Here is a 23,167-nt window from a genome sequence, read left to right as displayed (position 1 = left end):
ACATACTGAACCTCAACGGATACTAAACACAATCTCCATTCTACCATTCATCTTTCGATTTTCCCAAGACATCCCTGCGACATCAAAACCTTTTCACTATCACAAGAATTAAATTGAGCCATTATCTATCAACATAGGATGATAGTTACCCTTGACAAGTTCTTTCACATTTTTGATGATGAGGGGCAAGATGTAAGTGATGAGCGGAAATTTCTTCTGGAGATAAGGAGATACCACGAAACCCTTCTTAAGGAGGTCGAGAGGCACTACGCGATAGCTGAGAGGGCGAGAAGGCTCGGCCTCGATCCCAGACCGCATGTCGAGATTCCGATAGCCAGGAACATGGCCGAGAGAGTTGAGAAGCTTCTGGGAATTGACGGAATTGCGGAGAAGATAATGGAGTACGAGTCACAGGGGATGTCGAGGGTCGAGATATGCTTCAAAATTGCCGAGGACATAGTCACCGGCAAGTTTGGAGAGTTCGAGAGAGAGGAGGCAATAGACAAGGCGGTAAGAACCGCTGTGGCGATCCAGACTGAGGGCGTTGTTGCCGCTCCAATTGAGGGGATCGCCAAGGTGAAGCTTTACAGGGACAGGGATGGGGAGTTCATCAAGATCTACTACGCCGGGCCGATAAGGAGCGCTGGAGGGACTGCGCAGGTCATGTCAGTCCTCGTCGCAGATTACGTCAGGCAGATTCTCAACATAGACAGGTACAGACCAACGGAGGAGGAGGTGCTGAGGTACTGCGAGGAGATCCCGCTGTACAAGAAGGTGGCCAACCTGCAGTACCTGCCCTCAGACGAGGAGATCAGGCTGATAGTGGAGAACTGCCCGGTGTGCATAGACGGCGAGCCAACTGAAGATGCCGAGGTTTCAGGATACAGAAACCTGCCGAGGGTCGAGACCAACAGGGTCAGAGGAGGTATGGCCCTCGTCATAGCCGAGGGTATCGCACTCAAGGCGCCAAAGCTGAAGAAGATCGTGGACAAGGTGAAGATCAGCGGCTGGGAGTGGCTCGACAGGCTGATCAACAAGGGAGGTGACGATAGCGGCGAAAAGGACGAGGAGAGTGAGAAGAAGGAGGCTGTGAAGCCCAAGGACAAGTACCTCTCGGACATCGTTGCCGGAAGGCCCGTTTTCAGCCACCCATCGAGGAAGGGGGGCTTCAGGCTCAGGTACGGCAGAGCAAGAAACTCGGGCTTCGCGACCATAGGCCTGCACCCTGCCACCATGGTCATAGCAGGGGAGTTCATCGCCATTGGAACGCAGCTGAAAGTTGAGAGGCCGGGAAAGGCCGGCAGCGTCGTGCCGGTTACCAGCATTGAGGGGCCGACCGTGAGGCTGAGGAACGGAGATGTCGTCAGGATAAACAGCTACGAGGAAGCCATCAGGCTGAAGGACATGGTTGACAGGATAATAGACATGGGCGAGATCCTGATCAACTTCGGGGACTTCCTCGAGAACAACCACCCCCTGATTCCCGCGGGCTACTGCTACGAGTGGTGGATACAGGAGGTCCAGGGAAAAATTCCAGACGGGGACTACAGGAAGGTGAGCGAGGAAGATGCGTTAAAGCTGTGCGACGACTACGGCGTTCCGCTCCACCCAGACCACACGTACCTCTGGCACGACGTTTCGGCCGACGAGCTCAGGTACCTGAGGGACAGGATCGTCGAGACGGGCAAGGTGGAGGGAAAGTATGGAAAGAGCGCGCTCGTCATGAAGATGGACTGGAAGGCGAAGGAAGTACTCGAGAGTCTGCTCGTGGAGCACAAGGTCAGGGACGGCCAGATAGTCGTGGAGAGGTGGAGGGTTCTCGTGCGATGCCTCGGCCTTAACGAGGACCTGAAGGTTGTAAGAGACGACGGAGAGAGCCAGGATGGACTCGAGTTCGTGAGAAACGTTTCCGGCCTTGACGTAAGAGCCAAAGCCCCCTCGAGAATTGGCGCGAGGATGGGGAGACCGGAAAAGTCCAAGGAGAGGATGATGTCTCCCGCCCCCCACATGCTCTTCCCTCTCGGAGAGGCTGGGGGAAAGACGAGAGACCTGAAGAAGGCCGTGGAGTACACCAAGAGCTACAACGCGACCAAGGGAGAGATAGAGGTTGATCTGCCGGTGAGGATCTGCAGGAGGTGCGGGAAGGAGAGCTTCTACCTGAAGTGCGAGTGCGGAGAGCTGACCGAGCAGCTCTACATCTGTCCGAGGTGCGGGATAAGGACCGGCGAGGTCTGCGAGAGGTGCGGTGGCGAGACTTCCGCGCACAAGAGGTGGACTGTGAACGTGAGGGAGCTGTACCTGAAGGCCCTCGAGAACCTGGGCGAGAGGGATCCAAACGGGGCGCTGAAGGGCGTCATAGGCCTCACATCAAAGAAGAAGTTCGCGGAACGCATTGAGAAGGGCATACTGAGGGCGAAGAATAAGGTGTACGTGTTCAAGGATGGAACGATAAGGTACGACATGACGGACATCCCCATAACCCACTTCAGGCCATCGGAGATTGGCGTGAGTGTGGAGAAGCTGAGGGAGCTGGGGTACGAGGTGGACTACCAGGGCAGGGAGCTGAGGGACGAGAACCAGATAGTGGAGCTGAAGCCGCAGGACGTGATACTCTCCAGGGCGGCCGGAGAGTACCTGCTGAGGGTTAGCAGGTTCATAGATGAGCTCCTCGTTAAGTTCTACGGGCTCGAACCGTTCTACAACGCTGAAAAGCCCGAAGACCTGATCGGGCAGCTCGTGATTGGTCTCGCGCCCCACACGTCTGCAGGAGTTCTCGGGAGGATCCTAGGCTTTGCAGATGTTAACGGTGGCTACGCCCACCCCTACTTCCACGCTGCAAAGCGAAGAAACTGTGACGGAGACGAGGACTGCGTTATGCTCCTGATGGACGGGCTGCTCAACTTCTCGAGGGAGTTCCTGCCGGACAAGAGGGGAGGGCAGATGGATGCCCCCCTCGTTCTCACGGTCATCCTCGACCCGAAGGAGGTTGACGGGGAGGTGCACAACATGGACGTCTGCGAGAGGTACCCGCTGGAGTTCTACGAGGGGACGCTGAGGTGTGCCCATCCAAAGGAGTTCGTTGGCGTAATCGAAAGGGTCGAGGACAGGCTCGGAGACGAGAGGAAGTACTTCGGGCTCAGATTCACCCACGACACGGAAAACATTGCCCTGGGTGTCAAGAGCAGCGCCTACAAGACGCTCAAGTCCATGCAGGACAAGGTGAAGCACCAGATGGAGCTCGCGAGGAAGATCCGGGCTGTGGACGAGCACGATGTTGCCGAGAGGGTGATAACCTCCCACTTCCTGCCGGACATCATAGGAAACCTGAGAGCATTTTCGAGGCAGGAGTTCAGGTGTGTCAACTGCAACGAGAAGTACCGCAGAATTCCCCTGTCGGGCAAGTGCAGGAGGTGTGGAGGGTCGCTGACGCTCACAGTTCATGAGGGTTCGATAACCAAGTACCTGAACCTCTCCAAGGAGCTCGCCGAAACGTACAACGTGAGCAACTACACGAGGCAGAGGATTAAGCTGATTGAGGTTGAGACACTGTCCCTCTTCGAGAGCGAACTGAAAAGGCAGATAAAGATAGACGAGTTCTTCTGATCATGAGGATCCAGATAATGGGTGCCGGCGCCCTCGGAAGCCTGTTCGGTGCGTTCCTGCTTAAAGCAGGGTTCGACGTGGTTTTTGTGGCGAGGGGGGAGCAGCTGAAGGCTTTACAGAGCAGGGGGCTGACCGTGTCCGGGCTCATGGATGAGCACCTCGACGTCGCCGCTCTCGACAGACCCGTTGACTCCGACCTGGTGTTCCTGACCGTCAAGGCATACGACACAGAGAATGCCGCGAGGCAGCTGGAGGGGACGAGGTTCAGGGCGATCTGCAGCCTGCAGAACGGGGTGGGCAACGAGGAGATTCTCGCGCGACACTTTGAAAACGTGGTTGGAGGCGTGACGACATACGGAGCCAACCTGAGGGAGCCAGGACACGTCGTGTACGCAGGAGAGGGGGCGACGCTCCTCGGAGACTTCAGGGGAAGTGGCGCCGAGGAGTTTGAACTCGTTCTCAGGGAGGCAGGAGTTAACGTAGAGGTTGTTGAAGACATAGAGCGCAGGATATGGGAGAAGGCGTGCATAAACGCCGTGATCAACCCGATCACGGCGGTGTGCAGGGTGAGGAACGGGAAGATAGTCGAGGTACCGGAGCTCTGGGAGGTTGCGAGGAGAATAGCGAGGGAATGCAGGGAGGTCATGGTCAGGATGGGCTACGACGTCGACGTTGAGAGCGTTGCGAGGGATGTTGCGGTGAGGACTGCCATGAACCGCTCATCCATGCTCCAGGATATCGAGAAGGGAAAGAGGACAGAGATAGACTTCATAAACGGGGCGTTCGTGAGGAAGGCGAGAGAGCTCGGGATTGACGCCACGTACAACGAGGTCATGGTGAGGCTCGTTAGGGGGATTGAGCTTGGAGTGGATTGACGTTCTGGTAATCTCAATGCTCCCGGTATCGGAGCTGAGGGGGGCCATACCTTATGCGGCGATCAAAGGCCTCCCTCCGGCCGAAGCGTACGTGATCTCCGTAATCGGGAACTTTCTGCCGGTGCCCTTCATCCTCTTCGCCCTCCACAGGGTCGAGGGGATCATAAGGAGGATCCCCATAGCCGGCAAGGTCTACGAGTACGCCCTCGGTCTGGCGAGCAGGAGGAAGAGAGCCGTGGAGAAGTACGGATACCCGGGACTCGCCCTCTTCGTGGCCATCCCCCTGCCAGTCACTGGAGCGTGGACCGGCAGCCTGATAGCGTTTCTCCTCGGCCTTGAAGGTAGAAAAGCCATGCTGTTCATCCTCCTGGGGATAATGATCGCCGGCACGATCGTGCTCTCAACGGCATACGGGATTAAGTTCATTATTTTCAGTTAAAAATTATTGCAATTCAATACAAACGGCCTTTTCCGGGGTGAAAAGGGCGATAGAGAGGCTGCAAAAAGCTTTAAAACCTGACGCCATAGCATATATGTCGAGTGGTGATAAAAATGACAGCAGACATTCCAGTCAAGGAAATAATGACGCGAGAAGTCTGCACGGTCTCCAAAGAAGACAGTGTCCTCAACGCTTCGAGAAAGATGATAGAATACGGCGTTGGGAGCGTTGTGGTGGTCGAGAACTCCAGGCCTGTCGGGATAGTGACTGAAAGGGACATCATAGTGAAGGTCGTCTCGAGGAACAGGGTGCCGGCAGAGGTGACGGTCGAGGAGGTCATGAACTACCCGCTCATCACTGTAACGCCAGAAACTAGCGCGAGAGAGGCGGGTAGGATCATGCTCAGGAAGGGCATACGGAGGCTTCCGGTGGTGAACGGCGACGCTCTCGTCGGAATTGTCACCGACACGGACCTCCTGTCCTACTCAATCGACCTCGGAGAGTACATGGGTCTGATAAGGGAGGAGACCTACGTAAGAGAAGACGTTGAGATAGGCAAGTGCGAGAAGTGCGGGAGGATGGCGGAACTGATGGATGCAGACGGGATGAAGGTCTGCGAGGACTGCTACGAGACCATTTAAGGTGATCGCATGGTCAGGAACAGCAGATACGGCACTGTTATGGATCTCGCCTCAACCAACGTTATCACGATCCCCCCGACGTCGACCATAATGACGTCCATGAAAACGATGGTCAGGTACAGCTTCAGGAGGGTGCCTGTTGCCGATGCGGGAACTAAGAGGCTCGAGGGCATTGTCACGAGCATGGACATCCTGGACTTTCTCGGTGGAGGGGACAGGCACAGGCTCGTTCGAGAGAAGTACATGGGCAATTTAATCGCCGCCGTAAACGAGGAAGTGAGGGAGATAATGGAGAAGAACGTCATGAGCGTTCACTACACCAGCTCATGGGAAGACGCCTTGGAGCTCATGCTCGAGCACAACGTCGGTGGTGCGCCGATAGTGGATGATGACGAATCGGTTGTGGGGATAATTACCGAGAGGGACATAATGGTCTTCCTCGCATCAAGGGCGAGGTACGATGGAAGGGTCAAGGACTTCATGACGAGGGGTGTGATCACCGCAGAGCCTGAGACGAGTATAGAGGATGCCATAAGGCTGATGGTGAGCAAGAGGTTCAGGAGGTTGCCGGTGGTCAAGGACGGGATTCTGCTGGGCCTCCTCACCTCATCAACCCTCGTGCACTACTTCTCCGGAGAGGCGTTCAAGAAGCTCGTAACAGGTGATGCGAGCGACGTTCTGTCCCAGCCCGTAACGACGATCCTGAACAACGAGAAGGTGCTCAAGTACAGGGAGCCCCTGGTCGTCCACCCCGAGGATAGCATTACAGATGTCGTCAGGAAGATGATAGAGAAGAATCAGGCTGCCGCGCTTGTCGTTAAGGACACGCTCGAGGGAATAATAACAGAGAGAGATCTGATGAAGTTTCTATGCACGGTAAAGTGCTGACATGTTTGTCTCCGAGGCACTCGGACTTTCGAGGCACGCCGGAAAGAAGCTCGAGGAGAAGAACATACTGAGGCGTGCTTTTATCCCACACCCCTTCTTTTCTGACGTTATTGAGGCCCTCAGGTTCGACAGAAAGTTCGGCGAGATAGAGGAAGGAACCGTTGTGGCAAAGACCGTAAACGGTACTAGAGTCGTTAGGGGCTTTCCGAAGATACGGAGGGCCCTGACTCTTTACCCCACAATAAGGAGACACTTCGAGAAAGAGGTCGCGGTCGAGGAGAAGATGAACGGATACAACGTCAGAATAGCGAGGTTCGGGAAAAACCTCTACGCCATGACCAGGAGGGGGTACATCTGCCCCTACACCACCGAGAAGGCGAGAGAGCTGATAAATCCGGACTTCTTCAGGGACAATCCAAACCTCGTCCTGTGCTGTGAGGCGGTCGGAGAGGAGTCCCCGTTCGTCCCCAAACGGATTTACGGAATAGATCGGCTCGACTTCTTCGTCTTCGACGTAAGGGAGGAGAGGACCAACGCGCCCCTGAGCGTGGAGGAGAAGATCAGGCTTTGCGAGGAGTACGGGCTGAAGTACGCACAGCTCTTCGGGGTTTTCGATGTTAGGAGTGCCCACGAGGAGGTCATGGAAATAATCGAGCGGCTCGGCAGAGAAGGAAGAGAGGGAGTTGTGATGAAGGATCCGGAGATGAGGCTCGAGCCGCTGAAGTACACCACCTCCGAGACCAACGCAGGGGATTTGAGGTACGCGTTCAGGTACTTCAACGACTACGGCAAGGACTTCATGTTCTCGAGGATCGTCAGGGAGGGGTTCCAGAGCTTCGAGTTCAACGAGAGCGAGGAGGAGTTCAGGGAGAGGTGCCTGAGGCTCGGAATGGCGATACTCGAGCCAATGGTGGAGAGCATACGCGAGGTTGCAGGTGGAAAGACTGTAACCGAGAGGGTCAGGCTGAGGTTCAGGGATTTCGAGGTCATGCACCTGTTCTTAGAGCACATGAGAAACATGAGCGTCGACTTCGAGGTGGCCGACATGAGGAAGGAGGGGGGAGAGGTGGTGATCTGGATCGAGAGGATAATGAGGAGCACCACCGACAAGATCAGGAACCACCTGGAGGGTAACCCGTGGTGAGCGTTGGAATAGATGCCGGTACGGGGAGCTACGGCGTGTACGTGCTTGAGGAGAGCAGGCATTACGAGTTCAGCTCTTCGGAAGTCAGAGAGGACCCATCAGGTTTCGTGGAGTTCCTCGAATCCCTTGAGTTTGACACCGGAGCTGGACTCTCCGGATACGGACTCCCTGTGAAGAGACTGTACGAAATATCGAAAAGGGAATTCAGCCTGATGACCCTCAACTTCGATAAGGGGCAATCTCTCGGAATGAGGAAAGTAATCGAAGAGGTCAGGAGAAGAAGGCTCGAGGTCTTCACCATTCCGGCGGTCATTCACCTACCGACAGTCCCCGGATACAGGAAGGTGAACAGAATTGACATGGGCACATACGACAAGGTATGCTCCGCCGCATACGTCCTGCACAGCTACGGGATTCGCCAGACGTTCATTCTCGCAGAGCTCGGATACGGTTTTAACGCGTTCATAGCCGTTGAAAATGGCAGGATAGTTGATGGAATCGGTGGTACTTCCGGATTTCCAGGGTACTCCAGCATGTCTGCCATAGACGGAGAGCTCGCCTACCTGCTGGAGAAAGTTGACAAGGGGTTGCTGTTCAGGGGCGGGCTCAAAAGCTACTTCAGCGCAAGAGGCGAGGACTTCGACTGGAGTGCATTTGCGGAGTGGGTGATGAAGGGGATAAAGGCCCTTACGGCGGTCGTGTCTCCGGACGTGGTTTACCTCTCCGGGCGGTTCGCAAAGCGCGTGAGAGGCAGGGTTGAGGAGGAGTTCCAGGTCGTCGAGCTGAGCGACGAGAAGGGGAAGATCTCCGCGATTGGCGCTGCCATAATTGCGAGTGGATATGCAGGCAGAGACGGAAAAGAGGTAGTGGACGTGCTTAAACTCAGGGAGGCACGCGGAACGGTTCTCGACCACATAACACCGGACGTCAGGAAAATGCTGAGGATAGATCACAATTTTTAACTATTGGTTGAGGAGAGTTCTCTCCGTGATCGTAACCTACTCCCGAAACGTGTTCATCCCGCTCACCAGGGTGTGCAGAAACAGGTGTCACTACTGCGGGTTCAGGAGAGATGACGGCAGTGTAATGGACCCGAAGGAGGTCGAGCACCTCTTTTCCATGGCGAAAAATTCCACCGAAGCGCTTTTCACTTTTGGAGAGAGAGCTGACGAGTTTTTCCACATCAGGAGTTGGCTCAGAGAGAGGGGTTTTGAAGACTTTACCGACTACGTCGTTTCTTTGAACAAACTCGCCGTGAGGTACGGTCTGCTTCCCCACACGAATGCCGGAGTGATCAGCAGGAGAGAGATGAGGCTGCTCGGCAGATGGAACGCCAGCATGGGCCTGATGCTGGAACAGGCGGTGGAGCTCGAGTGTCACGTGGATAGCCCGGGAAAGAGGCCGGAAGAGAGGATCCGGGTTATAAGGACCGCCGGAAAACTTGAAATTCCGTTCACGACGGGCATCCTCATAGGTATAGGGGAGAGCAGGGAGGACCGGCTGTACTCGCTCGAGGTCATAGCGGACCTCGCGGACAACTACGGTCACATACAGGAGGTGATCGTGCAGAACTTCTCGCCAAAGAAGGGGACGAAGATGGAGGGCTGGCCCCAGCCGGGCATCGAGGAGATGATCGAGGTCGTGAGATACGCAAGGGAGGTTCTGCCCGAGGATGTTGCCGTGCAGATCCCGCCCAATCTCGTAGACGACATAACGCCCTTCATAGATGCGGGAGCGAACGACATAGGTGGAATTTCGGAGGTCACGCCGGACTACATAAACCCGGAGCATCCCTGGCCAGCACTGGAAAAAATCGAAAGGAGTTTAAACGGAAGACACGAGCTTAGGGAGAGGCTGCCGATCCATCCGAGGTTTGTTGTGGAGGGGTGGTACAGCGATGAGCTCGCTCCCCTGATCGAGGCCTACTCGGATGAAGAGGGATACAGATGCTGAAGTCCGAGTTTAGAGAGCTGGTGAGGAACCCGTACAGGGCAATGGAGGTAGCCGACAGGCTGAGGGAGGAGGTCAAGGGGAACATCGTCACGTTCGTCGTGAACAGGAACATAAACTTCACGGACATGTGCGTCAACTCCTGCCTCTTCTGCTCGTACAGGAACAGAAAAAGGTTCTTTCTGAGTGGGGAGGAGATAAAGAGCAAGGTAAGGGAGGCAGTGGAGTACGGATGCACTGAACTGACAATCCAGGGAGGGCTGTTCCCCGGTGCAGGCGTCGAGGACTACGTGAAAATCCTCAGGGCCGTCAGGGAGGTTTCGAAGGACATACACATCCACGCGTTCTCGCCCATGGAGGTCCTGCACGCAAGCAGAAACGACGGGGTGGATGTCGAGGACGTTCTCAGAGAGCTTAAGAGGGAGGGATTGAACTCGATGCCCGGCACAGCAGCAGAGATACTCGTGGACAGGGTCAGAAGGGTGATCTGTCCGGACAAGCTGAGCACCTCTGAATGGGTGGAGGTAATAACCACCGCACACGACCTCGGAATCCCCACCACGGCGACGATGATGTACGGCCACGTGGAGAGCTGGGAGGACAGGATAGAGCACCTCAACCTGATAAGGCAGATTCAGGAGGAGACAGAAGGATTTACCGAGTTCATACCCCTGCCTTTCATGGACAGGAACAACAGGCTCGGAAAGGTTGCGAGGTCCCCGGGTGGCTTTGAGGACCTCCTCGTCATAGCGATCGCCAGAATAGTGCTTTACCCGCTCATAGAGAACGTGCAGGCCTCGTGGGTCAAGATGGGGAGAAAGCTCGCTCAGGCGTCGCTGTTCACCGGAGCGAACGACGTTGGTGGCACGCTGATGGAGGAGAACATATCTAAGTCCGCCGGAGCGACAAGCGGAGAGTTCATGACTGTCGAGGAGCTCAGGGAGATGATTTCCTCCGCTGGCAGAATTCCTGCCGAGAGGGACACGCTTTACAACATCAGGAGGACATATGACGGTTAAGGCCTGCAGCTACGCAGCGGGAACCGTTGTAAATGCCCTGGCAACCCTGAAGGGGGTGGCATTTGGGATAGACCTGAGAACGAGGGTGACATTCAGGGAAGAGGAGGGGCTGAGAGGATTCTACATCTTGCAGGAGGAAAGGCTGGAGAGAAACGCGATAGCGGAGAAGCTGATGAGAAACTCCGGAATCGAGGGTGGGATCTTCGAGGTAGAGAGTGAGATACCGAGAGGGAGCGGCCTCGGCAGCAGCAGCGCGTTCATGAACGTCCTCATCGCAGCATCGATGAAGGTGATGGGACTCGAGCTCGACGCGGAGAGGATGCTGAGAGCAAACGCAAGGCTCAGTCTCGAGAGCGGAATGAGCTACACCGGAGCCTTCGACGACGCTTCAGCATCACTCCTCGGAGGGCTCGTTTTCTCCGACAACTCCAGGATGAAGCTCTACAGGAGAGAGGCCCTTGAAGGGGAAGTCCTGATTCTCCTGCCGGAGTGGAGGAGGGGAGAGGTCAGGCTCGGAGACATAAGACGTGAGAGGGAGAACGTGGAGAGGGCGTTCAGGCTGGCCATGCGGGGAGAGCTGAAAGCTGCAATGTACCTCAACTCGCTGCACTACTGCACAAAGCTGGGTCTGCCCATTGAACCCGTAACGTCCGTTCAGCACCTTAGCGTAAACGCAGGGCTTTCGGGTAACGGTCCAAGTTACGTGGCGTTTGGAGAGGAGCTGAAAGAGGTCGAGGAGATCTGGGAAAGCTTCGGAAAGGTTGTGAAAAGAAGGCTCGTCAGCGTTCCGGCGGAGGACGTTGTTATCCCCGAGTCCCTATTCACGTACTACAGCACATAAGCTACTCGTACCTCAGCGCCTCTATCGGCTCGAGGTTCGCAGCCCTCCATGCGGGGTAGAGTCCGCTTATCACGGCCGTGAACACGCCAAAGAAGAAACCCTCAAGCGCGAAAAGGGCGGTTGTTACTGTGAGCATCGCACTCACGCTGCCGACTATCAGCTTGGTTATGAGGTACCCGCCCGCTATGCTCAGAACCGCCCCAGTTACGCTGCCGGCAACGCCCAGGATTGTTGCCTCGAGAAGGAAGATCCTCAGTATGGCCGACCTCTTCGCCCCGATTGCCCGCATTATTCCAATCTCCTTCGTCCTCTCAATTGTGGACATCAGCATTATGTTCAGGATGCTCACGCCCGCAACAAGCAGGGATATCCCGGCAATTGCCATGAGGAACATGTTTATCTGGTCGAACACCTCATCAACCCGCTCAAGAATCGACTTCATTTCGAAAATCTCCACCTTTTCGTCCTTCAGGTTAACGGTGGAGGATATGAACTTTTTGAACGGTTCGATGTCGTCCAGACTTTCGAGCTTCACAATCACCATGGAGTACTCGCCCGGATGGGACTTTGCGGGAACTATCACGGCGTAATTCGGGTTTATGTCGAACCTCGCTCCCTCCCTCTCGAGAATTGCCGACACCCTGTAAAGCACTCCACCCACGACGATTTTGCTCCCCACCTTCACCCCGAGCTCCTCTGCCAGCGATGATCCAACGACGCACCTGCCAGCCTTGAGGGAGATTGCCCCAGACTCAGCACTGAACATGCTCTTTACCGCGCTTTCTTCAAGGCCATAAACCGTCGAGATACGCCTTTCACCGCGGAAGACTATTTCCTCGGAGCTCGTCTTGATGGGAATTATTTCGGCAACGAAGGGCGACTTTCTGACGGTCTCGACCACCTTCTCATCGACTGACGAGTACCCCTCCTTCGCGTTCGGGATCAGGATTACCTCGTTGGCTATGTCCCCGAATCCCTCCATCACACTCTTCTTCAGGTTTTCTCCGAAAATTCCTATGGACGTTATTGCCGTAACCCCTATGATTATTCCGATTACCGCGAGGGCGCTCCTCACCCTCGCCCTTCCGAGGTTCCTAACTGCCAGCTGAAGATACATCCACTATCCTCCCGTCCCTAAGCCTGACAACCCTGTCGGCATAACTCCTAAGGGACTCGTCGTGGGTGACGAGTATTATCGTAACTCCCTCCTCGTTCAGCTTTCGCAAGATCTCCATTATCTGCCTCCCCGTCTTCGAGTCGAGGTTTCCCGTTGGCTCGTCGCAGAGCAGAATCTCAGGATCGTTGGCAAGAGCTCTCGCGATCGCGACCCTCTGCTGCTGCCCGCCCGACATCTCGAAAGGCTTTCTGTCGGCCACATCCTCAAGCCCCACGAGCCTCAGCAGCTTCTCGGCTTTCCTCTTCCTATCCGCAGCAGGAATTCCCCGGAAGATCATGGGCAGCTCAATGTTCTCCTCCGCGGAGAGGGTAGGGATCAGGTTGAACTGCTGGAATATGAATCCGATCGTCTCCCTCCTGAGGTCTGTGAGCTCGTTGTCGCTAAGCCCCGAGACAGCTACCCCGTTTATGTAGATCTCGCCCTCCGTGGGCTTGTCCAGACAGCCGATCAGGTTAAGCATCGTGGACTTGCCGCTCCCGGAGGGGCCCATCACAGCGAGGAACTCCCCTTTCTCCACCTCGAGGTTTATCCGGTCTAATGCCCTCACCTCGTAGTACTTCGTCCGGTAAACCTTGCTGACGTTATCAAAGACCACGACCGTCATCTTCTTCTCAGAGCGTAAATCGCAATCGCCACGATCGCAACAGCTATTACCCCCGAGGCTATCAGAATCTCGCTTCCACCCTCCGCTGCTGCTTTCACGGTAACCCTCTCCCCTTCAATCTCCTCCGAGATGCTGAGGACGTCACCAGATGCTGCCTTCCACGAGATTGTGAGGGTGCCGTTGCTCGAGTTGCCCTTTATCGAGAAGACCTCGTAGTCCTCCGGCATTATCGTCCCCACGAAGTACTTCCTGCCCTCAAAGCTCACGACAACGTTCTTGACCTCGGTCGAGCCGAAGTTGCACACCTCACCGGTGAGCATGCCCTTGTCGAACTCGTAGCTGCACAGCTGAACCGCACTCGCGTTTATGATGCCTATCTCCCAGCTCTCCGAAATGATGTGCTTTATCCCCACCTCGTCAAGGTAGCTGAGTTCCACCCTGAGAATTCGGGTCGCCATCACGTTAAAGTCGAACTTCCACGCCTCTCCCGGGTTAAGCACAGGAATCTTCTTTTCAGAGCCCCCTACATTCACCGTGACGGCGTAAGCCGGGGTGTTTCTGAGGTTGGCCACCCCGACGGAGACTTTGATTGCCTCGTTCTCGTAAGCGTTACGGTTTACCGTAACGTTCATGACCACATCCTTCATCCCGTTCCACGTCACGTTCACCGCCCTGACGATCCTGTGAACGTTCTCTCCGTTACTGAACTCAACCTCGAACCTCAGATCCTCTATCTTCTTCGGGTAGTAAACGAACTCGAACGCCCTTCCGTACGCTTCAGATGGTGTTGCGTTGAACTGCGGCCTGACGGTGACGTTCTCCGGCCACTCCACCCTGACCCTCAGCACGTTCTTCTCACCAAGCGTTACCTCAGGGTTCTCAACAGTCAGGACGGGGTAAGAGGAGGAGACGGTGAAGGGCATGTAGTATGTTATCGAGCCGTTGTACGTCCTGACCCTGACCTTAACCACGTACTTCCCCGGCTCTTCAGCTTTAAACGTAAAAGGGAGCCGGTATGACGTTTTTACGGGAAGCACTCCAATGTCCGTGATGATTCTGGGAGTTACAAGGTCAGAGTAGAACACGACGCTGCGAATCGTCTCTGAATGAGGGTTGGGGTTCGTGATCACGAGGTAGCAGTCAACCTCGTCTCCGGGCAGGATTTTGCTGAGCCCCACTTCGTAGTCGAGTGTCACCTGTGCGCTTGCCAGTTGCAGGAGGAGGAGCGATCCGATCAATGGGAAAAAAAGTTTTTTCATGAAGCGAAGAACTTGGAGGGTGCATATAACACTTTCGACTACTCCCTGCCAGAGCCCCTCAGGATCCAGACTCCTATGAGGATCAGTATCGCGGCGAAGATCTGCTCGTCGCTGAGCCAGAACGGGAACAGATCCTCCATGAAAACGAAGGCGCCGAACAGTATAAGCAGGTACGCGAGGAGCTTTCTCCTCGTCCCACCACCACTCTCAGGCTCCACCGCAGGCCTCTCATCTTCCTCGCCATCCTTGGGCTCTTCCGGGATGATGAGGGCGAGGATTATGTAGATTAGTATCGTGATCCCCTTGAGGAGGGCTCCAACGACGAATATCAGCCTTATGAGGGTTGCATCTACCCCAAAATACCTCGCAAGGCCACCACACACGCCGGCTATGACCCTGTCCGACCTGCTCCTGAAGAGTCTTTCCATGAGCAATTCCGGCCGTGAAAGTAGTTAAAGGTTGTGAGATCTGGCATGGCCTAATTCCTGACAAGGTTCACATGAGAGCGAAAGCTTTACAAGAAGTTTCGAAATACAAAAGGGTATGGTGAGCTATCTCGTAGAGGGTGTCGCACTCCTCGTAACGTTCTTGGTCAACCTTCCCTTCGGTTACTGGAGAAAGGTTACGAGGAAACTCTCCAAGGAGTGGTTCCTTGCTGTTCACTCTCCCGTACCGATCGTCTTCCTGACAAGGTTTCTTACAGGAGTTTCCCTCACCCACATACCGTTCTTCGTCGCTTCCTTCTTCCTCGGCCAGTTCACGGGAGGGAAGCTCAGAAGCGCTCTCGAGCAGAGGTACGAGGAGCTCGGCCGGTGCCTGATAGTTGACCTCGGCAGGATAATGAGGGGCGTTTTTTGAGAGAAGCAGGGAAAAATAAGAAAACCCGGAAAGGCTACGCGAACGGGTGAACCGCTCCGCCTCTCTTCTCTTCGATTTCGTCAACGGTTGGCTGCCCCTTCACAGCCCTTTCAATGGCAAGCTTGGTCGCCTCGTAGTTGTACTGGTAGACCTTCTTCTTGTCCTCGGCAGCGGGATGGATAAACACGTTCGCGACTATGCACCACTCGTGAACCTTGTCCTTGGGGATTATGCCCTCCTTCACCGCATCTGCAACTGCATCCGCGACCGCCTTCTGGGCGGGCCCGAATATCATCTCTCCCTGCTTCATGTTCTTGATCGTGACTGTCGGAACTATGACCGTTGGAGGTTTGACGGCAAGGTTCGGGGCGATTATTGCTGTCAATCCCCCATGCCCTGCTGAGGGTGCACCAAGGGCCATTGCAAACGCGTAGCCAACCGGTCCATCCCTCCTCCCGACAAGAACGTCCACGTGCGCTACCTCATTCCCCTCCCCAACGAGGGCCTCGCCGGCCATCAAAACATCGTGGTGGCTCATAAGTGTATGTGGGCCGACCACATATAAATTCCTTCTCATCAGGAGAAAATGAAGAAAACCAAACTCAGATCTTTCTCGGATCGGTTATCTCTCCGTAAATTGCAGTCGCTGCTGCCGTGGCAGGAGAGACGAGGTAAACCCTGCCCTCAGGACTTCCCTGCCTGCCAATGAAGTTCCTGTTGGATGTAGAGACGCTCACCTCGCCGCTCGCAATCAGCCCGAAGCTCCCGCCCATGCAGGGCCCGCAGCTCGGAAACTCGACTATTGCCCCTGCCTCGACGAACACGTCTATGAGCCCGTCTCTGAGGGCCTTCACATACTCCGCCCTTGAAGCAGGGATCACTATCAGCCTCGTCCCGTTAGCCACTTTCTCTCCCTTCAGGATTTCTGCAGCAATTTTCAGGTCCTCGTACCTGCCGTTCGTGCACGAGCCTATGAAGACCTGGTCAGCTTTCGTTCCCTCAACCTCACTCACCGGAACGACATTGTCCACCTTGTGGGGAACTGCCACCTGAGGTTCCAGATCGCTCACGTCGAGCTGTATTCTCCTGTGGTAGTGGGCGTCTTCATCGCTCCTGAGCCACTCCCAGTCGTCAAGGCTCTCCTCAACTCCTGCCCTCCTGAGATACCTCTCGGTCTCCCTGTCAGGCTCGATTATTCCCGTCTTTGCGCCCATCTCTATCGCCATGTTCGTCATGGTAAAGCGCTGTGACATGTCCATCTCCCTGATCGTTGAGCCGGCAAACTCTGCCGCCCTGTAATTTGCACCGTCCGAACCGACAATTCCAATTATCTTCAGAATCACGTCCTTGCTGTACACCCTGTCTGGAAGCTTACCCTCAATCTCGAACCTGATTGTTTCGGGGACCCTGAACCACAGCTTGCCGAGAGCGAATACGGCACCCATGTCTGTCGAACCTATACCCGTTGCGAATGCTCCAAGAGCGCCGTACATGCATGTGTGGCTGTCTGCACCAACAACAACCATTCCGGGAAGCACATGTCCCTTCTCCACCATCACCTGATGTGCTATCCCCTCGTAAACATCGTAATTCAGTATTCCCTGCTCCCGGGCAAACCTTCTGAGGAACTTGTGGTTCTCAGCCGCTATTACGCTGTCAGCCGGAACCTGATGGTCGAAGGCGATTATTATCCTGCTGCTGTCCCAGACCCTTCCATCCTCACCCGCTATCTCCCTGAAGGCCTTCACAGCGAGGGGTCCGGTTATGTCGTGAATCATTGCCCTGTCGATTTTGGCGAAAACATACTCTCCGGCCTTAACGTCTTTCTCCGCAGCCCTGGAAAAGATCTTCTCGGCAATGGTTTTACCCATGAACCCAGAACGGGAGGGAGTATTTTTAACCCTATCGGCATATTGAACACCGTGATCGAGCTCATACCATACAGAAGGTATGAGCGCTGGAGGTGCGTTCACTGTGGCTTTTGCTGCAGTGAGTACGACGTTTCGCTTGGACATGAGGACGAAAAAAGGCTGAAGAGATTTGGAAACGTTTTCTGGTACGGAAAAATTGGCGTCTATCTGAGAAAGAAGGACGGCCGCTGCGTCTTCAGAAAAGACAGGTGCAGGACCTACAGGTTCAGGCCAGTGGCCTGCAGGAAGTATCCATTCTACTTCAGGGAAGAAGGAGGTGAGGAATCAGTGTTCGAGTTTAACGGGAGAGTCATACACGTTTTCGTCGATCCCAAGTGCAGGGGGCTTGGAACCGGTGAGAAAATTGAGATCGTCATTTCAAGAGTTCTAAGGCAGATCGAGTCTTGAACCCCACCCCTTCATTTCCTGTGGAACCAGCTGCAGACCTTGGATCCTGTGATGTGCGCGAGCCCACCCACCCCACCGTTTCCTGTGGAGCACCTAAGAACTTAGGGAGAATCTATATGCAGATCGACGGAGAACTGCACACATGAGACAGTGGCCGGTGAAGATACTGCTCGCCCACCCCAAGGCCGAGTTCATGAAGAGCGACAGAATAATCATCGCCTCAGACTGCTCGATCCTCGTGGACAAGGAAATAGCCAGCGAATTCGGTAAAACCCCTGTCCTGATAGGATGTCCGATGCTCGAGGATCCGAAAAGGACGTACGAGAAGATCAGGTTGCTGATGGAGGAGGGAGATTTCGACGAGATTGACGTGTACACAATGGAGGTGCCGTGCTGTCAGGCACTTCACATGATGGTGGAGAGAGAGAAGGGAGATAAGACCGTCAGGAGGTTCATAGTCAGGGTTACCGGAGAGGTGGAGGAGTACAGGGGCGTCGTTGACGAGAGGATGATAGAAGCGGAAAAAAGAGCCCACAGGGGGTTCTGAATGAAGACGAGGAGGATGATAATCGCGGTTAACCACGATACGTGCATCGCATGTGGAAGGTGCGTCGAGTCGTGCCCGACAGGAGCCCTCAGGATTGAAGATGGAAAGTTAACGCTCGTGGACGAAAGGCTGTGCGACGGTTTCGGATCGTGCATAGCCGTGTGCCCGACCAACTCCCTCTACATTGAGGAGAGAGAGGCGGAGCCGTTCGACTGGAGCATACTCGAGAGAATCGACTTCGACGACTTTATCGAAAAGCTGTACAAACACTACAGACCGGCAGAGCTTCAGGAGAAGTGACCTCACTTGACGAAAATGTGGACCCCCCTCTCAATCCCGACTGAGATCAGGGCCGTGAAGAGTCCCATCAGAACCATTTTCGCGCATGATATGACAAGATTCTCCCTCGAAACTCTTCCGTAGTAGAGCCCGATCAGTCCGAGCGAGATCGCGGTAAGGGACACCGACAGGATAAGCGCAGTGCGAATGGACATTCCAAGAAAGTAAGCGAGAACGAATGGAAAGACCGGAACCACGCTTCCGAATATTGTCGAAATCCCGTCGACAAGACCCCTCACCATTACCCTTCTCCGCACTTCCCTGTACAGCTCGGTGTCCCTCAGCTCGACGAGCATGGACCTCTCTATTTTTCGGAACTCCTTCTCCTCCTCCACCCTCTCTGCGGTGAAGGCACCAAATATGTTCGATATCCCGTTGGCCACACCTCCGCCAATTCCAGCCGAAATTATGACGTCCAGATTTCCCGCTGATGCGCCTATTACTACCCCCAGCACCGAGAGCGCACCGTCAATAAATCCCCTCACGAACTGTCGCTCCACAACTGCTCTCTGTCCGGTGAAAGATTAAAACTTTCCCTTTCCAAGGGCACACCTCCCTCAGATACAGTATGAAACCGCGAAAGTAGGGCCTGTGCACCCAGCACAGATGCCGCATCAACCGATTGCAGCAGAGCATAAAGAGCCTGCAAAGCATGTTCCGTTTTCTAACATGACAACTGGCAGTAACCGAGCAGAGGAGTACCCCAACCCCCACTTTAGAGAAGAAGACACAGATCTAAGCAAACTCTCCTTCCCGAAGGGTTTTTGACGCTCGAACTCAAAATTCAGGCTTTTAAGGCTTTTTTAACCATAGGACTCCATCAATAACGAGTTTTGGTCTGTTCTCACAGCGTGCAGGCACTTTCTCGATTAACGACCCCGCGATCTGATAACCTCTCGTTGTGTGGACCCTCGCGAGAATTGTTTCGCTTCTGTCAACATCCATCGCCGCAGGAACGTGATATCGCTTCCTGTTCTCTTTAAAGACATACCCGTCCACTGCAGTTACGTTCCTCTGTTTCCTTCTGCTGTAGCTGGTAGCTTTCTCCTCGAACTTCTTTACCCGGCCGTGGACCGCGCTGTGTGTGGAGGGATGTGTCTCTAAGAGAATTTCTGCAGTTCTTCTCATTACTGAGCAAGTCTGGGTGTAGATTGCTATGCCGAGGGCTTTAACCTCAATCAGTACTTTGTTTCTCTCGGAGATTTTTCAGCTTCTTCGCGATCTCCTTGAGAGACTTCACGCCCCGAATTACTGCGAGGTTATCTTGTCTTAAGTTGTGTTGCATGGCTGCAGGTGAGACAGCAGAAACCTGTACACGCAGGCAGGAAACGCGACGCACGGGTGTGCACATTGGTGTGCCACAGCCAAACCTGCGCAACACTTGAAAAATGGACCGCAGCTTTGCAAGGCAGTGAGTTTAAGCCAGTTCGCGTCAAATTAAAAGTAAAATTACTGAACGGAAAGTCTCTCGAGATTGCTTACAAGGTTCCATATCATCGTTCTGACATGCATGGGCAGGTTCGGGTCTGAAGAGAGTTCTTCGAGAACAGATATCGCACTCGCCGCCTTGAGGGCGATATCACCACCGGCGAGAAGGTCCTCCTTTATCTCACCGGCCGTTCTCCTGACGTTTCTCGGCACAGTGTCGTCGTGTATAATTCTGTCGAGAGTTTCGAGCACCTCATCTAAAGCCTCTGTCAAATATATCACCTCCTGAACAGAATTAAATACAGGAAGTCATAGTTTCTGACATGGCTGAAGATAAAAAAATTTCGGAAGCTGTCGAGCTTCTCCTGAAAGGAGCAAAAATGCTCAGTTATCACTGTCCCGACTGCATGCTCCCCGTTTTCCAGCAGGATGAGAGGATATTCTGCCCCCACTGCAGGAAGAATTTCAAAGTAGTCGAGGAGAAAAACGTCAGAAGGATCGTTCCACTCGATGAGGACGGCGGTGGCGTACAGCAGGATCTGGAGGAGCGACGCCCACAGGAAGTGATGGGGGTCGAATCCTTGGTGTCGGAACTGCTCGAAAAGCTTGGCAGGAGAGCTCTCAGCTCTGACAGTGTTCCGGAAATAAAAGAGATTGTGAGCGTCATGAGAGAGCTCGCCGAAATCTACAGGATGCTGAGGGAGTGAGTTACATCCCGTTCAGAGATGTGAGAAGAGCGATGGGTCCGGATAGAGCTGGTAATAGGTGCATGGCCCTTATGTTTCTCGGAGCATGGCATGGTGGAAGTACCCATATCCTCGCGGTGAAGGGTGATACCGCTCCACAGGAAACAAGGGGCTTACGGGAGACTCAAAAATTTGTGAAAAACAGGTAGTAGCTATGGTCTGAAAACCTCTCCAAACTCCTTTATGTCTCTTTCCGAGAACAAAAGCTCTTTTATCACGCCGGCGACGTTCCGTGCCGGAACTCTTACCTGCGATGTGGTGTCCCTGTCCCTGATTGTGACCGTCCCGTCCTCAAAGGTCTGATGATCGACAGTTATGCAGAACGGGGTGCCTATCTCGTCATACCGCCTGTACCTCCTTCCAATACTCCCCGCAGTATCGAGTTCCGTGTATATACCATGCTCTCTGAGCTCCCCTGCTATTCTCTCAGCCTCCTCAATGAACTTCTCTCTTGAAAGCAGCGGAAGAACTGCCACCTGCACTGGAGCGAGGTACCTTTTCAGTCTCAGCACCTTCCTCTCCTCTCCATCCACGTGATCGACGTCAAACGCGTGCTCGAGGACGGCGTAGGTTATCCTGTCGAGACCAAACGACGGTTCTATAACGTGTGGAATGACCTTTTCTCCGTGTATCTCCTCTTCAACCTCCCTGATCTCGAAGAACTCCGATGTTACCGTTATCTCCTCACCGTCAACAACAACCGTAACCTCTTCTCCCACAGAGTCGAGCTTCGAGAGCTCTTCCGCAATCTTCTTGGCCCTGTCCTTGAACACCGGCCCCAGCTTGGCGAGATTTGCAACCACCTTCTTTTTCCTGACTTTCACAGGCTCTTCATACGGGATAAAAACGCTCAGATCCTCCTTGCTGTACTTTGAATGTCTCGATAGGTCGTAGTCACCTCTATCAGCTATTCCCACGACCTCTATCCACCCGTAGCTCAGCAGGACTTCGGCGTCCCAGCAGTCAACGGCATAGTGTGCCCTCTCGTCGTCCTTGTGCTGTCTGAACCTGAGCCTCCTTTCGTCTATACCCGCAGCAAGGAGGAATCTCCTCGTCTTCCCGACAAAGTACGCGAGAAGCTCGTGAGCTATGATTCCTCTCTCGACTGCCTCCCTGAGCGTTATCCTGTGCTCCTTGTCGAACTTGTCCACGAGAGTTACGACATCGTCAGCGTATCTGTGAAAGTCAGGATGCTTCTTTTGTCCCGGGTGACAGAAAAACTCGAGTTCTGCTTGGTTGAACTCTCTGAGCCTTATGACTCCCTGTCTCGGACTTATCTCGTTTCTGTACGCTCTCCCTATTTGCGCCACGCCGAAAGGCAGCTTGTGCCTGAAGTAGTCTGAAAGCCTTTTGAAGGCGATGAATATCCCCTGCGCCGTTTCAGGGCGGAGGTAACCCTTCTTTCCCCTTCCAGGACCTATCTTCGTTTCGAACATCAGGTTGAAGTGTTCCGGCTCTTTGAACCTTCCTCCGCACTCGCACCTCAGGTCGAACTCGTCTACAACCGCCTTCACAGCGTCAATTGTCGGATCCACCTCGAGATTGAGCTTCTCCTTGACGTAGTGGTCCGCCCTGAAAACTCTTCCACACTCCGAGCACTCGATGGCAACGTCCGTAAACCCTCCCGCATGCCCTGAGGCGATGAACACTTCCTCGATTCCTATTGTCGGTGTGTCTATTTCCACGCTCCGCTCGTTCACGACAAAAAAGTCCCTCCAGAGGTTCTCTATTTTCCTCCTGAGTCCGTTTCCGAGAGGAGCGTAATCGATGAAACCGGCCATACCTCCGTAAATCTCAAATGACTGCCAGATAAATCCCCTTCTGACGAGCATTTCCATAATCTGGCTCATGGGCTTTACTTGCCCTGTGTAAGATTTAAAGATTTTCATGATTCTGCAGCGCTAAGTGGTTTTGCAGGTTTGATGCTGGTATTTTCCTGATTCCCCGTGGTGTCAGGCTGTTTTGAATTTTGCGCGATTTACTTCTCATTCTGCCAAAACGGGACACTCAGATGCAGTCGCACATCTTATTATCAGCGGTTTTTATAGCATAAACTTTTAATTTTCACTTCTTTCTTTCCAGAAATAAAGCCAGTTTATTTTTATTCTCTCACTTCTCCCTGACAGATTTCCTTAAATTCAGTAAAAAGCTCATAAAAAATCCACAATCCAAAAATAACCCTCAGGATAAAAGTCGCACGACGTTATAAATAACTCGCATCACCGGAGGTTCGCTGCAGTATTTAAACGAAAGAAGCGGGAAGAAAGCTTTTTAAATGAATCTGAGGGAATATTACCGGAGGTGTTGGAGGGCAAGAGGGTAATTCAGGAGAGGTTAAAACTTCTGTTAAAATCAGACCTTGAAGGGATTGAAAGGAGTTCAACTCTTATTCCCCAAGCATCTCTTACGAAGTCTCCGACCGTTAATGTTAAGATTTCTTCGGGTCTGCAAGCCAAGTCTAAGTGGCACATTATCAAAGCCGGATCTCTTT

General features: G+C 53.9%; 26 protein-coding genes. 16 read left to right on the top strand and 10 right to left on the bottom strand.

The genetic code is table 11. The features are described from left to right. The first annotated feature begins 138 nt into the window (after positions 1–138). The 10 genes from polC (at position 139) to ACXJJC_RS03840 (ending at position 11,400) form a co-directional block, all read left to right on the top strand. Positions 139–3,603, top strand: a complete 3,465-nt coding sequence (gene polC / locus ACXJJC_RS03885) for a DNA polymerase II large subunit (protein WP_456369518.1) — start codon at positions 139–141, stop codon at positions 3,601–3,603. A 2-nt stretch (positions 3,604–3,605) separates the two neighbouring features. Continuing rightward, positions 3,606–4,478, top strand: a complete 873-nt coding sequence (locus ACXJJC_RS03880; protein ID WP_456369517.1) for a ketopantoate reductase family protein — start codon at positions 3,606–3,608, stop codon at positions 4,476–4,478. Continuing rightward, positions 4,465–4,917, top strand: coding sequence for a COG2426 family protein (locus tag ACXJJC_RS03875; protein WP_456369516.1), 453 nt, complete (start codon positions 4,465–4,467; stop codon positions 4,915–4,917). The genes ACXJJC_RS03880 and ACXJJC_RS03875 overlap by 14 nt, the downstream gene beginning before the upstream one ends. A gap of 113 nt (positions 4,918–5,030) precedes the next feature. After that, positions 5,031–5,558 carry a CBS domain-containing protein gene (locus ACXJJC_RS03870; RefSeq protein ID WP_456369519.1) on the top strand — a complete coding sequence of 176 codons (528 nt, stop codon included), beginning with the start codon at positions 5,031–5,033 and terminating at the stop codon, positions 5,556–5,558. A gap of 9 nt (positions 5,559–5,567) precedes the next feature. Continuing rightward, positions 5,568–6,446 carry a CBS domain-containing protein gene (locus ACXJJC_RS03865; protein WP_456369515.1) on the top strand — a complete coding sequence of 293 codons (879 nt, stop codon included), beginning with the start codon at positions 5,568–5,570 and terminating at the stop codon, positions 6,444–6,446. Position 6,447: 1 nt separating this feature from the next. Beyond that, positions 6,448–7,590, top strand: a complete 1,143-nt coding sequence (locus ACXJJC_RS03860) for an RNA ligase (RefSeq protein ID WP_456369514.1) — start codon at positions 6,448–6,450, stop codon at positions 7,588–7,590. Beyond that, complete coding sequence (locus ACXJJC_RS03855) at positions 7,584–8,552, top strand: DUF1464 family protein (RefSeq protein WP_456369513.1); 969 nt, start codon at positions 7,584–7,586, stop codon at positions 8,550–8,552. Before ACXJJC_RS03860 ends, ACXJJC_RS03855 begins: the two co-directional genes overlap by 7 nt. A 25-nt stretch (positions 8,553–8,577) precedes the next feature. After that, entirely contained in the window at positions 8,578–9,543 is a 966-nt protein-coding gene (gene cofG, locus ACXJJC_RS03850; RefSeq protein ID WP_456369512.1) for a 7,8-didemethyl-8-hydroxy-5-deazariboflavin synthase subunit CofG, read from the top strand. Continuing rightward, positions 9,537–10,559, top strand: coding sequence for a 5-amino-6-(D-ribitylamino)uracil--L-tyrosine 4-hydroxyphenyl transferase CofH (gene cofH / locus ACXJJC_RS03845; protein ID WP_456369511.1), 1,023 nt, complete (start codon positions 9,537–9,539; stop codon positions 10,557–10,559). Before cofG ends, cofH begins: the two co-directional genes overlap by 7 nt. Further along, positions 10,549–11,400 (top strand): shikimate kinase, encoded by an 852-nt coding sequence (locus tag ACXJJC_RS03840; protein WP_456369510.1) that lies wholly within the window; start codon positions 10,549–10,551, stop codon positions 11,398–11,400. The genes cofH and ACXJJC_RS03840 overlap by 11 nt, the downstream gene beginning before the upstream one ends. A 1-nt stretch (position 11,401) precedes the next feature. Here ACXJJC_RS03840 and ACXJJC_RS03835 read toward each other — a convergent pair whose 3' ends face one another. From ACXJJC_RS03835 to ACXJJC_RS03820, 4 genes are read right to left on the bottom strand one after another with little or no spacing between them, the layout of a single operon-like run. Then, positions 11,402–12,517, bottom strand: coding sequence for an ABC transporter permease (locus tag ACXJJC_RS03835; RefSeq protein ID WP_456369509.1), 1,116 nt, complete (start codon positions 12,515–12,517; stop codon positions 11,402–11,404). Continuing rightward, entirely contained in the window at positions 12,495–13,181 is a 687-nt protein-coding gene (locus ACXJJC_RS03830; protein WP_456369508.1) for an ABC transporter ATP-binding protein, read from the bottom strand. Before ACXJJC_RS03830 ends, ACXJJC_RS03835 begins: the two co-directional genes overlap by 23 nt. Beyond that, positions 13,178–14,440, bottom strand: coding sequence for a COG1361 family protein (locus tag ACXJJC_RS03825; protein WP_456369507.1), 1,263 nt, complete (start codon positions 14,438–14,440; stop codon positions 13,178–13,180). Before ACXJJC_RS03825 ends, ACXJJC_RS03830 begins: the two co-directional genes overlap by 4 nt. 38 nt (positions 14,441–14,478) lie before the next feature. Then, positions 14,479–14,868: a PspC domain-containing protein gene (locus ACXJJC_RS03820; protein WP_456369506.1), complete on the bottom strand. Its 390-nt coding sequence runs from the start codon at positions 14,866–14,868 to the stop codon at positions 14,479–14,481. A gap of 115 nt (positions 14,869–14,983) precedes the next feature. On the opposite strand from ACXJJC_RS03820, the gene ACXJJC_RS03815 reads away from it, so the two are divergent. Beyond that, entirely contained in the window at positions 14,984–15,298 is a 315-nt protein-coding gene (locus ACXJJC_RS03815; protein ID WP_456369505.1) for a hypothetical protein, read from the top strand. A 34-nt stretch (positions 15,299–15,332) separates the two neighbouring features. On the opposite strand, the gene fae is transcribed toward ACXJJC_RS03815, so the two are convergent. Both fae and ACXJJC_RS03805 read right to left on the bottom strand, forming a co-directional pair. Next, positions 15,333–15,836, bottom strand: a complete 504-nt coding sequence (gene fae, locus ACXJJC_RS03810; RefSeq protein ID WP_456369504.1) for a formaldehyde-activating enzyme — start codon at positions 15,834–15,836, stop codon at positions 15,333–15,335. A 64-nt stretch (positions 15,837–15,900) separates the two neighbouring features. After that, positions 15,901–17,169: a 3-isopropylmalate dehydratase large subunit gene (locus tag ACXJJC_RS03805; protein WP_456369503.1), complete on the bottom strand. Its 1,269-nt coding sequence runs from the start codon at positions 17,167–17,169 to the stop codon at positions 15,901–15,903. Positions 17,170–17,220: 51 nt separating this feature from the next. Here ACXJJC_RS03805 and ACXJJC_RS03800 point away from each other — a divergent pair, with 51 nt between their 5' ends. The 3 genes from ACXJJC_RS03800 (at position 17,221) to ACXJJC_RS03790 (ending at position 18,463) form a co-directional block, all read left to right on the top strand. After that, positions 17,221–17,616 (top strand): YkgJ family cysteine cluster protein, encoded by a 396-nt coding sequence (locus ACXJJC_RS03800; RefSeq protein WP_456369502.1) that lies wholly within the window; start codon positions 17,221–17,223, stop codon positions 17,614–17,616. A gap of 142 nt (positions 17,617–17,758) precedes the next feature. After that, positions 17,759–18,163: a hypothetical protein gene (locus ACXJJC_RS03795; RefSeq protein ID WP_456369501.1), complete on the top strand. Its 405-nt coding sequence runs from the start codon at positions 17,759–17,761 to the stop codon at positions 18,161–18,163. After that, positions 18,164–18,463, top strand: a complete 300-nt coding sequence (locus ACXJJC_RS03790) for an ATP-binding protein (RefSeq protein ID WP_456369500.1) — start codon at positions 18,164–18,166, stop codon at positions 18,461–18,463. It begins immediately after the preceding gene. Positions 18,464–18,465: 2 nt separating this feature from the next. On the opposite strand, the gene ACXJJC_RS03785 is transcribed toward ACXJJC_RS03790, so the two are convergent. The 3 genes from ACXJJC_RS03785 to ACXJJC_RS03775 form a co-directional block, all read right to left on the bottom strand. Beyond that, the gene (locus ACXJJC_RS03785; RefSeq protein WP_456369499.1) at positions 18,466–19,002 is read right to left on the bottom strand and encodes a TIGR00267 family protein; all 537 of its coding nucleotides are present in this window, start codon (positions 19,000–19,002) and stop codon (positions 18,466–18,468) included. Between the two features lie 292 nt (positions 19,003–19,294). Then, a complete protein-coding gene (locus ACXJJC_RS03780; protein WP_456369498.1) occupies positions 19,295–19,630 on the bottom strand; it encodes a hypothetical protein in 336 nt (111 codons plus the stop codon). Between the two features lie 321 nt (positions 19,631–19,951). Beyond that, a complete protein-coding gene (locus ACXJJC_RS03775; RefSeq protein ID WP_456369497.1) occupies positions 19,952–20,203 on the bottom strand; it encodes a stationary phase-response protein in 252 nt (83 codons plus the stop codon). A gap of 50 nt (positions 20,204–20,253) precedes the next feature. Here ACXJJC_RS03775 and ACXJJC_RS03770 point away from each other — a divergent pair, with 50 nt between their 5' ends. After that, complete coding sequence (locus tag ACXJJC_RS03770) at positions 20,254–20,637, top strand: Sjogren's syndrome/scleroderma autoantigen 1 family protein (RefSeq protein WP_456369496.1); 384 nt, start codon at positions 20,254–20,256, stop codon at positions 20,635–20,637. A 191-nt stretch (positions 20,638–20,828) separates the two neighbouring features. On the opposite strand, the gene glyS is transcribed toward ACXJJC_RS03770, so the two are convergent. Further along, entirely contained in the window at positions 20,829–22,526 is a 1,698-nt protein-coding gene (gene glyS / locus ACXJJC_RS03765) for a glycine--tRNA ligase (protein ID WP_456369495.1), read from the bottom strand. A gap of 451 nt (positions 22,527–22,977) precedes the next feature. On the opposite strand from glyS, the gene ACXJJC_RS03760 reads away from it, so the two are divergent. Then, positions 22,978–23,167 (top strand): hypothetical protein (locus tag ACXJJC_RS03760; protein ID WP_456369494.1); only part of this gene is annotated, 190 nt, incomplete at its 3' end.

The organism is Geoglobus sp., assembly GCF_054018175.1.
Note: the sequence above shows the minus strand (reverse complement) of the source record. Positions and strands in the feature narration are given on the sequence as shown.

Excerpts from the sequence above, each read along its gene's own strand:
- polC (WP_456369518.1), top strand. The coding sequence starts at position 139 with ATGATAGTTACCCTTGACAAGTTCTTTCACATTTTTGATGATGAGGGG.
- ACXJJC_RS03880 (WP_456369517.1), top strand. The coding sequence starts at position 3,606 with ATGAGGATCCAGATAATGGGTGCCGGCGCCCTCGGAAGCCTGTTCGGT.
- ACXJJC_RS03870 (WP_456369519.1), top strand. The coding sequence starts at position 5,031 with ATGACAGCAGACATTCCAGTCAAGGAAATAATGACGCGAGAAGTCTGC.
- ACXJJC_RS03865 (WP_456369515.1), top strand. The coding sequence starts at position 5,568 with ATGGTCAGGAACAGCAGATACGGCACTGTTATGGATCTCGCCTCAACC.
- ACXJJC_RS03860 (WP_456369514.1), top strand. The coding sequence starts at position 6,448 with ATGTTTGTCTCCGAGGCACTCGGACTTTCGAGGCACGCCGGAAAGAAG.
- cofH (WP_456369511.1), top strand. The coding sequence starts at position 9,537 with ATGCTGAAGTCCGAGTTTAGAGAGCTGGTGAGGAACCCGTACAGGGCA.
- ACXJJC_RS03840 (WP_456369510.1), top strand. The coding sequence starts at position 10,549 with ATGACGGTTAAGGCCTGCAGCTACGCAGCGGGAACCGTTGTAAATGCC.
- ACXJJC_RS03835 (WP_456369509.1), bottom strand. The coding sequence starts at position 12,517 with ATGTATCTTCAGCTGGCAGTTAGGAACCTCGGAAGGGCGAGGGTGAGG.
- ACXJJC_RS03830 (WP_456369508.1), bottom strand. The coding sequence starts at position 13,181 with ATGACGGTCGTGGTCTTTGATAACGTCAGCAAGGTTTACCGGACGAAG.
- ACXJJC_RS03825 (WP_456369507.1), bottom strand. The coding sequence starts at position 14,440 with ATGAAAAAACTTTTTTTCCCATTGATCGGATCGCTCCTCCTCCTGCAA.
- ACXJJC_RS03820 (WP_456369506.1), bottom strand. The coding sequence starts at position 14,868 with ATGGAAAGACTCTTCAGGAGCAGGTCGGACAGGGTCATAGCCGGCGTG.
- ACXJJC_RS03815 (WP_456369505.1), top strand. The coding sequence starts at position 14,984 with ATGGTGAGCTATCTCGTAGAGGGTGTCGCACTCCTCGTAACGTTCTTG.
- fae (WP_456369504.1), bottom strand. The coding sequence starts at position 15,836 with ATGAGCCACCACGATGTTTTGATGGCCGGCGAGGCCCTCGTTGGGGAG.
- ACXJJC_RS03805 (WP_456369503.1), bottom strand. The coding sequence starts at position 17,169 with ATGGGTAAAACCATTGCCGAGAAGATCTTTTCCAGGGCTGCGGAGAAA.
- ACXJJC_RS03795 (WP_456369501.1), top strand. The coding sequence starts at position 17,759 with ATGAGACAGTGGCCGGTGAAGATACTGCTCGCCCACCCCAAGGCCGAG.
- ACXJJC_RS03790 (WP_456369500.1), top strand. The coding sequence starts at position 18,164 with ATGAAGACGAGGAGGATGATAATCGCGGTTAACCACGATACGTGCATC.
- ACXJJC_RS03780 (WP_456369498.1), bottom strand. The coding sequence starts at position 19,630 with ATGAGAAGAACTGCAGAAATTCTCTTAGAGACACATCCCTCCACACAC.
- ACXJJC_RS03770 (WP_456369496.1), top strand. The coding sequence starts at position 20,254 with ATGGCTGAAGATAAAAAAATTTCGGAAGCTGTCGAGCTTCTCCTGAAA.
- glyS (WP_456369495.1), bottom strand. The coding sequence starts at position 22,526 with ATGAGCCAGATTATGGAAATGCTCGTCAGAAGGGGATTTATCTGGCAG.